The organism is Arcicella aurantiaca, assembly GCF_003148625.1.
Taxonomy (GTDB): domain Bacteria; phylum Bacteroidota; class Bacteroidia; order Cytophagales; family Spirosomataceae; genus Arcicella; species Arcicella aurantiaca.
The window spans coordinates 1-12,311 of the sequence record NZ_QGGO01000053.1; the positions used below are offsets into that span (position 1 = coordinate 1).

Annotated in this window: 11 protein-coding genes; 1 reads left to right on the forward strand and 10 read right to left on the reverse strand. The window is 35.1% G+C overall.

Annotation, left to right across the window (positions count from 1 at the left end; all coding sequences use genetic code 11):
- Positions 1-142: 142 nt before the first annotated feature.
- Entirely contained in the window at positions 143-1,087 is a 945-nt protein-coding gene (locus LV89_RS24480; protein WP_109745625.1) for a replication initiation protein, read from the forward strand.
- Positions 1,088-1,522: 435 nt separating this feature from the next.
- On the opposite strand, the gene LV89_RS24485 is transcribed toward LV89_RS24480, so the two are convergent.
- From LV89_RS24485 to LV89_RS25680, 10 genes are all read right to left on the reverse strand, one after another.
- Positions 1,523-1,828, reverse strand: coding sequence for a hypothetical protein (locus LV89_RS24485; protein WP_109745626.1), 306 nt, complete (start codon positions 1,826-1,828; stop codon positions 1,523-1,525).
- Positions 1,829-1,834: 6 nt separating this feature from the next.
- Positions 1,835-2,479 carry an AAA family ATPase gene (locus LV89_RS24490; protein WP_109745627.1) on the reverse strand — a complete coding sequence of 215 codons (645 nt, stop codon included), beginning with the start codon at positions 2,477-2,479 and terminating at the stop codon, positions 1,835-1,837.
- A 157-nt stretch (positions 2,480-2,636) separates the two neighbouring features.
- On the reverse strand, positions 2,637-4,421 hold the full coding sequence (locus LV89_RS24495; RefSeq protein WP_109745628.1) for a GmrSD restriction endonuclease domain-containing protein: 1,785 nt from the start codon (positions 4,419-4,421) through the stop codon (positions 2,637-2,639).
- Positions 4,422-4,538: 117 nt separating this feature from the next.
- On the reverse strand, positions 4,539-4,952 hold the full coding sequence (locus LV89_RS24500) for a putative toxin-antitoxin system toxin component, PIN family (protein WP_109745629.1): 414 nt from the start codon (positions 4,950-4,952) through the stop codon (positions 4,539-4,541).
- A complete protein-coding gene (locus LV89_RS24505; protein WP_109745630.1) occupies positions 4,936-5,202 on the reverse strand; it encodes a DUF8507 family protein in 267 nt (88 codons plus the stop codon). Before LV89_RS24505 ends, LV89_RS24500 begins: the two co-directional genes overlap by 17 nt.
- Positions 5,203-5,291: 89 nt before the next feature.
- Complete coding sequence (locus LV89_RS24510) at positions 5,292-8,438, reverse strand: type I restriction endonuclease subunit R (RefSeq protein ID WP_109745631.1); 3,147 nt, start codon at positions 8,436-8,438, stop codon at positions 5,292-5,294.
- A gap of 30 nt (positions 8,439-8,468) precedes the next feature.
- Positions 8,469-8,726: a helix-turn-helix transcriptional regulator gene (locus LV89_RS24515; protein WP_109745632.1), complete on the reverse strand. Its 258-nt coding sequence runs from the start codon at positions 8,724-8,726 to the stop codon at positions 8,469-8,471.
- An 82-nt stretch (positions 8,727-8,808) separates the two neighbouring features.
- Complete coding sequence (locus LV89_RS24520; RefSeq protein ID WP_109745633.1) at positions 8,809-9,945, reverse strand: restriction endonuclease subunit S; 1,137 nt, start codon at positions 9,943-9,945, stop codon at positions 8,809-8,811.
- Positions 9,929-11,482: a type I restriction-modification system subunit M gene (locus LV89_RS24525; protein WP_109745634.1), complete on the reverse strand. Its 1,554-nt coding sequence runs from the start codon at positions 11,480-11,482 to the stop codon at positions 9,929-9,931. Before LV89_RS24525 ends, LV89_RS24520 begins: the two co-directional genes overlap by 17 nt.
- A 647-nt stretch (positions 11,483-12,129) precedes the next feature.
- Positions 12,130-12,311: hypothetical protein (locus tag LV89_RS25680; protein ID WP_211321276.1), on the reverse strand; the 182-nt coding region annotated here is incomplete at its 5' end.

Sequence of the window (12,311 nt, forward strand, 5' to 3'; positions counted from 1 at the left end):
AGAAAAGACACAAATTCTAAACTATAAAGACACTTCATTTTTTCTGTGTGTCTTTTATGTGTATATTTGTCTTACAGTATTTTCTCATTAGTCCTTTAAAGTTCCAACTGCCATATTCAAATATTTAATTCTGTTCTAAATTATGGGTTTATCTAAGATTGAAAATCAGCAACCTAACATCATTACAATGTCTCGACAAGAATTCTCTATGATTGAAAAGAGAATAGTGTTGTACGTAATTAATCAAATTAAAACAGGGTTTAATATAAATCCTGAGCTATTTCAAAATCAGACTTTTACAATACCAATAGCAAACCTAAAAAGTAATTACAACGAAATTAAAAAATCGTGTAAAAAACTTAATTCCAGACAAATTACATTAGTCAATGAAGAGCTTGACGAAGTTTCTTATATTACCCCTTTTCCAAGAGTCGATTACTTGGGAAAGAGTGGCGTTATCAAGGTCTGGATGTTTGCGGATGTCGTCCCTCACTTCGTTGAATTAAGTAAGGGTTATACAAAATACCCATTAGAAATCGCCCTTCAGTTAGACAGTATTTATTCGCAAAGAATGTATGAAATACTATGTTCAAAGAAAGACTTAGGGGCTTGGCTAAACGTAGATTTAGAAAAGTTAAAACATATTCTCAACGCTGAAAAATACGAGCGATATAGTCACTTTAAACAAAGGGTTTTAGACATTGCACAAAAGGAACTTGACGAAAAGGCAAACATCAAATTTACCTATGAACCCTCACGTAAGGAGGGCAAAAAAGTAACCCATCTTGATTTTCATATTTTGACCGAACAAGAGCAGGCTGTGATGAATGTTGAATCAGAAATGGATAGCGTTGCATTACTGAATATTGGACAAATCATGGCTCAAGCAAGTCAAATATTATCAACCTATAATTTTTCTGCCAATCAATATAAAGAGATTATGACAGATAATAGATTATTAACACTATTCATTGAAGAGGATTCTAAGATAGTTCATGGAGTTCGTAAAAATATTAAGAATAAAAGTGCTTATATGGCTACTGTTTTAGGATTTGGGAATAAGAAAAAAGATATTAAGAAGAAATAAAACACAAAAAGACACGCTTATATATAGGCGTGTCTTTTTAAAACATTTTCACACAGAAACACAGAAATCTGTGTGAAAAATATACTTTATTTTAATCTAAAAGCCACATTTAATATTTTCATCTTTTAATTATGTAATAAAAAACATAATTAAAAAGAATAGAAAAGACACAAATTCTAAGGATGACAACACCTTTATTTCAACCAGCATTTACTATAACTATTCTTCAGCAAAATACAAAAATATGTGTATTTATTACATGAAAATAGACGAGAATATCCTACACTTTACAGATTAAACTTAAATCTTACAATGAGAAAAGACACAAATTCTAAACGAAAAGACACATTGAATTTATCAATGTGTCTTTTCGTTTTACTATCTTTAATACAGATTTCTGTGTTTCTGTGTTTAAGTATTTCCGTGCTTCTGTGTTTACGACAGTTTTTGCCTTAAATTTTCAATAGAATCAATATTTCCAGAACACAATAATTGGTAAAATTCAAGTGTTATATCCCTCATTGTGACTCCCGTATTGACAGACCATATTTTTAACTGACTGTGTAAATCTCCATCAATATCAATTGTGAGACGTTTCATCGTATGCTTATCTTTTAGCATATTCTTGGCAGCTTTTTCAATGCTTTCAACATTTACTTCTGTTTTCTTAAACGATGGCGTTGCTCCAAAAGTTATCTTATCTCCTATACCTAATTTCTTTTTTTGTTGTTGCTCGTTCATGTCTAATTAGTTTTTGATAAGGGGTAATAATTCATTATATAGATTTACAAATTCTCTTTTGGCTTTATCGTCGGTATATTCAATAACCCCTTTCCCTTGAATTACTGCACTTCGATAAGCATCTCTATCTCGAATAAAACTTTCCAATACCCTAAAGCCGTTATTTTTTAATGTGTCTCTCGACTCAATATTAGAAAGAACGTTAGGCTTAAATTGATTCATTATCATAAAAAGCGGAATCTCTTGCTCTTTTTCTTCTTGTGCTTGTTGGTGGCGTTTTAGAAATGGACTTAACGCCCATAAATCATTAATTGATGGGATTGTTGGCACTAATATCACGTCAGCAACATAAAGAATCTTACTGGTCATTTGTCCTATGCTTGGTGTACCATCAATAATGACTACATCGAATTGTTTATTGTAATCTTTAACCTGTCTGGACAAGGTTAATTCAGGCGTTGTCCAAACTGGAACGTGAATCAACGTACTATCGTCTGAACGGATATTCCCCCAATTTCCAGAATTTTCATTATCGGGGTCAGCATCAGCAATACAAACGTTTACACCATTGTGAGCAAGACAGACAGCCAAATTTTGTGCTATTGTACTTTTTCCTACTCCTCCTTTTAAAGATGTTACAGAAATAATCATGAATCAATTGATTAGTTATTTTTAATATACAGAAACAAAGATACACAGAAGCACAGAAAAAAAGATACACAGAAATGCAGATACACAGAAAGTAACACAGACAAAAAAAACAACCTCCTGATTAACAGAAGGTTACTGTATTTACAAAAAGAAAACATCATAGACTGAAATAATACATTCTCATTCTTTGAGCCATTAAATGCCTTCTCTCTCTTAAAAAATTATCATATTCTGTGGCATCCATTTCCATAATTGAGGATGGAATACAGTGTTGATTAAGATTATCTAACAAGTCTTGTATATTTGAAATCCCACTCAATACATTACTATTTTCTTCAATTTGAGTTTTTAAAGTGCTGAAATATTCTTTGGGAGATTTATTTCCAACTTTAATATTTATCTCAGTTTGCATATACACATAATTTGCTATCTGATTATATTTTCCTCTCTCCATACCATTTCTTTTGAGATAATCTTTGGGGAAAAGATGATGAATATCTCCTCTCAATACAATCAAATCACCCACCAAAATATCACTTGAAAGAAATCCTCTATTATTGGCTTTAACTTGAGAAGCTAAGTACACATGAAAATATGGACTACTGGCAACAGAGGTATCTAAATTTTGCGGCAACATGGCATTCCAATAAGCATCAGAAAGTGAGCCTTCTTCATTTTCTTTAAGATATTCATCAAAAGGTTTTTGTGAAATCTGCTTTATATCATAGTCAAAAACACTTTCAGGCGAACCAGAGTAACGTCCTGTAAGAATTGAGAATACAAACCAACGCCTAACATAACTTTCAATGGAAACAGAATTAACACCTAAATCTTTGAGTTTTAAGTATAAGATGTACGCAAAATTGAGAGCATTTTGAGAACGAATCAATTTGGGAGAAATAAACCCTGCGGATTTGATAATCATTAAGAAACGTTTGAAATTTGTTTCATTCATAAAATTCATCACACCCAATTTTAATGTTAAAAAGGATTGCTCGGCGATAGAATCTTCAAATGTTCGGGTTTCAAAATTTCTTCCAGATAACAAACTCACTAAATCGGACAAACGCCCACGATTAAACTGAGACGTGAAAGCCACTCTTATTAAATCTGTATATTCTGGGTCATAAAGGTCTTCATTTTCAGACCTAAGCCACTTCATTTTTTGAAAATAATCTGTTGAAACAAACTCATTATCATTCTCCTCAATGTGACGATAGAACTCTGGAGCAATTGCTAAATGACAAAAATAATCAATCGCTTTCCGTAATGTATTACCTCCGTATTCAGAATTAGCTGCAATTTTACTCATTGCAAAATCTGCCTGACTGAGCGTGACACCTTGAGCATTAATTCGTATGAATATCTCTGTGACGGTTTCTATATCCAAATCAGGAGCTAATTCAATAATTCCAATTTGTTTTTTAGGAATACTCAACAAATTGGTAAAAGATTTTCTTACTTGAGTCTTATTAACATCAGGATTCAACTCAAAATACCTATCGGCTATCTCAAATAAGTCTCCACTAATAGCTTCTGCAATATCAGGAAGCCATGTTTTATCTCTAAGAATAGCAGGATTTTGTACCTCAAATTTTTCCTCAATTGGGTTAAAGGCTATTTTAATTCGTACTTTTTGATAGGTTTTATCTACTACTGATTTACCTAAAATAGCGGCTGTGAGGGCTGTAATACGCTGTTGCCCATCAATTAAAATCTTTTTGCCTTCACTTGTACTCCCGTCTTTTAATCTAACATTTGGGTTTCTCCACGCTATAACATAGCCTACGGGGTAGCCTTGATATAAACTATCCATTAGATTTCTAACTTTGGAACTATCCCAGACGAATGGTCTTTGAATTTCAGGAATGGCAATATCTCCAGAGTTTACCCAAGCTAATAATGTTTCAATAAGTTGCTGGTTTACAGAATATTTTTGCATAATTAATAAGTGCTACTTTGAATTAAGAGGTATGGTTAAATCTTATTTTTTTTGAAAAAGTATTAATCCTTACTACGTGTCGGGGAATTTGTTTTTTGGGAGTTGATTTCTTAATTACTAACGTTCTAAGATTATTTTGAACTCTTGGAAAGTAACAATAGGAACGGGAGGGAAGAGGTTTTTAATTGTCAATAATTTTCTAACGTGCTTATCATCGCTTACTAAATAATCTGCGTTTACGCCTACCGCACAATCTACGAATTTATCATCATCGGGGTCAGTTTCTACTAATTGCCATTTATAGTTTGGCTCGAATTTCTGAAAGTTTTCGGCATTGATTAATGACTCCAAAACAAAAGTTGAAACTCTCAGACCGAAATTTCGACCTATAATTTCACTGTATTCAGAGATAATTTCATTACTGGCAACCCAAATAAATTGCTCGTCCATGAAAGCATCATAAAGCCACTTATGGGGACTATGTGAGGAAACGGCATTTAAAATGCCATGCGTATCAATTACTACCTTCACTTCTTATCTTTTTTAGATAGTTTCCTCTATCGTTTATAATTTCTTCACTAACTTTTTCTAAATCTTCTAATCTTACTGTACCGTCGTTGATTAATTTGTCGGCTTCTTCACGGGCTTTTTGAGCAAAATGTTTGCTTAAAAGTTTCTTTACCTCCAACAGCTCTATTTCGGGTAAGTCAAATTGAAATGTCTGCAAAAGCATTGCTTGAACATTGGTCAATTTGTGGGTATTTTGTGCTGAATTTACCATTGTATTTTTTCTATTTTCTAATCAAATATACTAATTCTTTGAGGTTATTTACCTTCCACAATCAAAATCTCTTCTTCTGTTAATTCGTATCACCCATTATACTTCTTAAAATTCTCAGCCTGTTCAAATATCTCCTTAAATAATTCATCTTGTGGTACGGGAGGGAAACCATTTTCTGCCAAGACAATGATTAAATCTACTCGTAATTCCGATTTGATGTCTTCTCGTTGCGACCAGTCTGTATAACGGGCTTTATCGTCCACAATTTTCTTGACTTCTTGCGAAAGATGAATCAGTTTTTCTTCTGAATAATCAAATTTGTATTTCTGTGAAATAGCTTTCAGTATGTCATAAAAGGCTTTTTCTTCAAAGTCTATTCCCATATCGCTAAACGAATTACGTTCGTTTTGAAGGTCTTTGAACAAATCTGCAAACTGTTGAGCTACGTCGTCTAAAACATCACTTTGAAATACATCGAAATCTGCTCTTTCGTTGTATAATTCAACCAATGCCTTCAATCTTTTTGAAAAATCAATGCCTCTCGTTCGGTTCGTTTTCTTGAATTCTTCAATGGCTTGCGTCAATAGTTTTTCTAAAAGTTTTATCTTAGTATTAGGCAGTTGTATCTTATCTATTTTTGCCAAATATTCATCACTAAAAATATCAATATTATTGGCTGGGTTGTCTTTGTCGAGCTTAAAAACTTCTTCTACACCATCGCTAATGAGTGCCTCAGCTATCATCTGACGTACTCGTTCGTTCATTTGGGCAGTATCGGGGGCTTCGTTTACATTGAGTTTATGTAAAATTCCTTTGATGGCAAAGTAAAAGTGAATATTGTCTCGTTCTTCATTACTAATATTCTCGGAGGTGCAACATAAATCATACGCCCCTCTCAACTTCTTGACGATTGCCACAAACCTCTTTTCAATACTTGCCACTTGCTGAATATACTCTACTGCTTTGTTCAAACAGCGTAATCTTTCTAAAGGCTTACCCGTGAAAAATGGATTTTTATCAAACTTTTGATAAAGCCGATTCAATAAGTCTAATTGGTCTTTTACGATTATGACGGCTTTTTCAATATCAATTACATCACCGCCAACCATATCACCACCGTATATTTTTAGGGCTTTGTTCATATTGGTTTTGATACCGATATAATCTACTACCAAACCCATTTCTTTGCCTTCATACACTCTATTTACCCTCGAAATTGTCTGAATGAGTGTATGTTGTTGTAACGGCTTGTCAATGTAAATAGTATCCAAAAATGGCACATCAAAGCCTGTGAGCCACATATCTACCACAATCGCAATTTTAAAATTAGACTTCCCGTTCTTGAATTGTCGGTCTAATTCCTTTCTATTGTCTTTCGTTCCCAACATCTCATACAACGCTTTGGGGTCGTCTTTGTGGCGGGTCATTATCATTTTTACTTTCTCGATGGGCTTCAACTTCTTCCGTTCTTCTTCCGTAATGGTTGCCCCTTCTTCACTTTCTCTGATTTCACCCCATGCTGGACGGAGTGCCATTATTTCTTGATAAAGAGCATAAGCAATAGGGCGGCTACTCGCTACAAACATTACCTTCCCCTTTACGCTTGCCCCTTCTGATACACGGGTTTCGTAATGCTCCACAAAATCTTCGGCTACTAATTTTAGGCGTTTGGGGTCGCCCAAAATTACTTCCATTTGAGTTACGGCTTTTTTGCTTTCTTCTATCTGATAATCGTTTGTACCTTCTTCGGCACATTTCCGATAATATTCTTCTATTTCTTTCAGTTTGTCTTCATTCAAATTTACATTGGCGGCTCTGCCTTCATACACAATTCTAACCGTGATTTCGTCATTGACAGATTCCTTCATGGTGTAAGAATCTATCACCTCACCAAAAACTGCCAGTGTACCGTCCACAGGTGTACCCGTAAAACCCACATAGGTGGCATTGGGTAGTGAATCGTGTAAATATTTGGCAAAGCCGTATTTAACTTCTACGCCTTTCTCTGTAATTTTCACTTTCTGGTCGAGGTTGATTTGTGAACGGTGTGCTTCGTCCGAAATACAGATTACATTGCTCCGTAAGGTCAATAAATCAAGGCTTTCTGTAAACTTATGAATGGTTGTCAGGAATACGCCCCCGCTTTTTCGGGCTTGTAGATAGGTTTTCAATTGCTCACGACTCTCTACATTGATGATGTTTTCATCGCCAATAAAGTTTTTGGCATTGGTAAATTGCCCTGAAAGTTGGTCGTCTAAATCGGTACGGTCAGTGATTAAAATAATGGTAGGGCTTGAAAAATGCGTACTTTTCATCAAAAGCCTTGTCAAAAACAACATCGTGTAACTTTTGCCACAACCTGTTGCTCCAAAATACGTTCCGCCCTTTCCGCTTCCTTCGGGTCTCATTTGAGCTTTGATGTTGTCTAATAATTTATTGGCAGCGTAATATTGCGGATACCGACAAACAATTTTTTCTTGCTTGGTGGAAGTATCTGGAAAATAAATGAAATTACGGATTACGTCCAACAAACGATGATGGTCAAATAAACCTTTTACCATCGTAAAAAGCGAATCAATACCGTCCACGGGTTTGTCTTCGGGCTTGACTTTCCGCCAAGCGTAAAAGAAATCATAAGGGGCAAAAACAGAACCCGCTTTGTTATTTACGCCATCGCTGATAACACAAAAAGCGTTGTATTTATAGAGTTCTGGGATGTCTCTTTGGTAGCGAATGGTGAGCTGGTCGTAGGCATTTTTGATGGTAGTATTTTCTTTTACGGCTGACTTAAATTCTATCACTACCAAGGGCAAACCGTTTACATACACGATGGCATCGGGTATGCGTGGATTAAACCCATGAATTTCTAATTGATTAACGATTTTGAAAGTATTACGGCTAAAATTCTGAAAATCAAGCAGGTGAATAAATAAATCTTGTTTATTACGGTCTTCTCTTTTCAATATAAAACCATCGGCAATCATTTTCAAGATTACTTTGTTGCTTTCGTAAAGGGCAGAACTTGGCTGAATTTCCAAAAGCCTGATAATACTTTGGATTTCGGACGGTGTAATGCCCTCGTGGGCGTATTGTACAGACAGAAAGGCTCGGAGGTCGTCTTTGAGCAAGACTTCGGTGAGGTCTCTGCTAAGATATTTACCGTTTTGATATTGATAATTTTCTTCTTTAAAAAGCTCAATAACGGCTTGCTCTAAGGTGTATTCTGTAAATTTCATGTTGGTTTATTTTTTAGATTTTTCGTATTTTTATCTGTTGGTATTATCAAAATTGCGTTGAGCATTGAGCCAAAAACGAGCAGGTATTTGGAGGGTATTCTCAAAAATTATTGCTAAATCTGGCATAATGGCAGATTTCCCTTCCAAAATGGTGTTTATTTCTTTTTCAGTTCTTCCCGTTTTGAGGGAAAACTCATGCGGACTCATCTTTAATTCCGCTAATTTTTCTTGTAAAGTCTCGCCTGCATGAGCCACCGATTGAGGGAAATATTGATTTTGCTTTTTCATCGTATTTTATTCTAAAAATTACTTTCGTCCGTTTTTTAAGGAAGTCTTCATTTAAAACGAAGACTTCCTTTTCGTTCTCCTTTTACTGTGTGGATAGTTTGGAAAGAAGAAGGTCTTTTATTTGTTCTATGTTATTAATCGAATCTATTTTTAAATCTATTGATTGAATTATTTTCTTTGTGTGATAATCAAATTTTTCTAAAATACTTTGTGTTGGTACTAATATCTGCATTTCGTTTAGATAACTTGTTGTCATACTTGGAACGGCAGAGCCTAAATCTAATGCACCAAAATTTATAGTCTTTAAGAAAAAGTATGTATAATGAATCCCAAAATCCAATTTCATAATTGAATAAAACATGGTATCAACAGACCAAAATGACTTATTTACAAGTAAAATATTGTTTAAAGTACCTTTCCTTGGTATTAGAATTGATGATTTTTCGTAAAGACTTTTATTGAAATAGCCCATTATTCCCCCTGAACCGTAAAGTGGAATATTTCCTTTTTTTAAGTGTTTATAATCTTTTCCATATTTGATTTCTAATAAATCAAATAATTCTCCAACTCGCCACCCCTTCGGAATTTCCCCCAATTCAGATTCAATCATCTCCCCACCATTCGTTTTATAAGGTAAACCGTTTTCATTAGGAAACTCAAAATCCACAAACCACTGTTTATAAATGGTTTGGGCGGTTTCTTCCAATTTTTGAATCAATTGTTTGTTTAGGGCAATTCTATCCAACAAAACGTGGTATTCTCTCACTATTTCTTGTTGTTTTTCAAGGCTTGGTACTGGCAGTTGCATATCGCAAAAATCTTCCCATTCCAAACTTCCCCGCACGCCCCCAATCGCATAAAAACAAGCCTCACGGTCAAACTCTTGTCGGCTAAACCACATCATTAAATATTCGGGCAAAATCATTGTTTCATCAACCACTTCAAAGATGGGATAAGCCTGTGAAATAATGGCTTCGTCAACCTCTTTGAGCAATGCAACGGGCATTTTTTTATCTCGCCTAACCTGCATGGTACTACACGCAAACTGATTTTTACGGATAATTTTATAATTTTCCATGTCCGTCCCAATGATATTTGCCACTGAGGGGATAAACTGTTTTGTAATACTTACGCCCAAGAGATTAGTTACTTTCAATCCTTTATTACGTTCATCCACCAAACGAATACAATCTCCGATACGCTTATAATTTGATTTCATAGCCTAATTCTTTAAAAACGGTTAATAAATCAGTTTTAGATTGGGCTTCGGCTTTGAGCAAGTCGGCAAATTCAGTTTGCAGACTTTTCATTTTTTCGTCAAAATCAATGTTCTCATCACGGTTCACAAACTCAATATATTTGCTGGGAACTAATGAGAAATCTTTTTTGGCAACTTCCTCCAAGGTGGCAGCATAACAAAACTCAGGAATATTATCAATCGTATTCTGTTGCCAAGCGTGGTAAGTATCACAGACCTTTTTAATATCATCGGCAGAGAATTGCGTATATTTTTTCTCGAAAGGTTCGCCCATTTGTCGCAAATCCATAAAAAGTATTTCCTTTTCACGGTTACGGTAATTTTTGGTTTTGCCGTTCAATTCAACTGTTCTTTGCTTTTTGTTTTTGTTCAAAAACCAAAGCGTAACACTAATATTGGTGGTATAAAACATATCCTGCGGCAACACCACAATGGCTTCTACTAAATGATTTTCAATCAATTTTCGGCGTATTTTGTATTCATCACCGCCACCGCTCAAAGCACCATTTGCTAAAATAAAGCCCGCCACACCATTTTCAGAGAGTTTGGCAGTCATGTTCAAAATCCATGCGTAATTGGCGTTGCTGGTGGGTGGCACGTCATAACCTGCCCAACGGGGGTCGTCGGTGAGTTCAGTAGCGGCTCGCCATTCCTTTTGGTTGAAAGGAGGATTAGCCATAATAAAATCCGCTTTGAGGTCTTTGTGTTGGTCATTGCCAAAAGTGTCGGCAGCAATAGCCCCCAAATTGGCAGAAATTCCTCTGATGGCAAGATTCATTTTTGCCAGTTTGTAAGTAGTAGGCGTATATTCTTGTCCGTAAATAGAAACGTCCTTCGTATTGCCCTGATGAGCCTGTATAAACTTAAAACTCTGGACAAACATACCACCAGAACCACAAGCAGGGTCATAGATTTTGCCTTTGTAGGGTTCGAGCATCTCGGCAATCAAGTTTACGATGCTTTTGGGCGTATAAAATTCCCCTTTGCCTTTTCCTTCGGCAATGGCGAATTTGCTCAGGAAATATTCATAAACACGCCCCACAATGTCCTGTTGTTTGTCTCGGAGAGTATCAATATTGTTGATAGTATCTAAAAGAGCAGAAAGTTTACTAACGTCCAAGCCCAAACGAGTGTAATAGTTATCGGGCAAAGCCCCTTTGAGCGAAGGATTATTTTTTTCAACGGTAGTCAAAGCCGTGTCAATTTTGATAGCAATATCATCTTGTTTAGCATTTTCGATAATGAACGACCAGCGGGCATTTTCGGGCATAAAGAAGACGTTTTTCATTGTGTAGAAATCCACCATTTCGAGGTATTTTTCTTTGCCTTCGGCTATAAGTTCATCTTGCCGTTCTTTGAATTTATCACTGGCAAATTTCAAGAAAATAAGCCCCAGCACCACGTGCTTGTATTCAGAGGATTCAACCGAGCCACGAAGTTTGTCAGCGGCATTCCACAGCGTTTCTTCAATGCTGACAACTTTTGTTTGTTTAGCCATAAAACAGATTTAAAATTAGGGTAATCGTTAAATTTCAAAGGTATAAAACAAAAAGAGGTTTACCATCGGGGTCTAAGACAAAAAGCTAATTTTGAGGTGAAAAATTAGCTTTGTTTATCTCACAATAAGAGTGGACTATTAATATTTTTTGTTTTTATACTATGCTTTCTCTACCCCATTTAATGCTTTAACTTCAAACAATCGGTTATTATATTTAATAATAGCCAATGAGAGGTATATTCCAATTTTAAATCAAAAATTGAAAGACCTATATTTATAGTCTGCAATAACACTTTATTTTAGTGGTTTTACATAAGTTCTATCGAGAAATCAATTCTTATTACAACTTTTTGGCAGGACCCAGTGTGGGAGGATTTTATTATTTGACGGTGAGTGTGAATCTGTAAAATGTTAGAAAGAGCGGTCATCATTCATTTGAGCGAAGATGACCACTCTTTCTAATAAAAATTTATCTTTTCTTCAAGTCACATATTTGTGTATTTATAAACGCTCAGTAATACTACTTTCTTATCTAAACTGTTTTACCAAAGGTATTCCAAGTATATCAAAAGAATACCAAAGGTATTCCAGGTATCCCTAAAGAATTCCAAAGGTATTCCAAGTATTCCTAAAGAATTCCAAATATCTCAAAAAAGAATACCAATGGAATACCACAGGAATACCCCTAAATTCCCAGTCCAATCAAACGCCCCTTTAATTGGACACCCAAAGTAGTTTTGAGGTTTGGCAAAACACGCTCTATAAGCATCAATAAAGAGGTTGAAAGTATAATATTGTAGTTTGCTAATCAAAGTATAAATTATTTTAT

Coding starts and splice junctions, on each gene's coding strand:
- LV89_RS24480 (WP_109745625.1), top strand. CDS start 143: ATGGGTTTATCTAAGATTGAAAATCAGCAACCTAACATCATTACAATG.
- LV89_RS24485 (WP_109745626.1), bottom strand. CDS start 1,828: ATGAACGAGCAACAACAAAAAAAGAAATTAGGTATAGGAGATAAGATA.
- LV89_RS24490 (WP_109745627.1), bottom strand. CDS start 2,479: ATGATTATTTCTGTAACATCTTTAAAAGGAGGAGTAGGAAAAAGTACA.
- LV89_RS24495 (WP_109745628.1), bottom strand. CDS start 4,421: ATGCAAAAATATTCTGTAAACCAGCAACTTATTGAAACATTATTAGCT.
- LV89_RS24505 (WP_109745630.1), bottom strand. CDS start 5,202: ATGGTAAATTCAGCACAAAATACCCACAAATTGACCAATGTTCAAGCA.
- LV89_RS24510 (WP_109745631.1), bottom strand. CDS start 8,438: ATGAAATTTACAGAATACACCTTAGAGCAAGCCGTTATTGAGCTTTTT.
- LV89_RS24515 (WP_109745632.1), bottom strand. CDS start 8,726: ATGAAAAAGCAAAATCAATATTTCCCTCAATCGGTGGCTCATGCAGGC.
- LV89_RS24520 (WP_109745633.1), bottom strand. CDS start 9,945: ATGAAATCAAATTATAAGCGTATCGGAGATTGTATTCGTTTGGTGGAT.
- LV89_RS24525 (WP_109745634.1), bottom strand. CDS start 11,482: ATGGCTAAACAAACAAAAGTTGTCAGCATTGAAGAAACGCTGTGGAAT.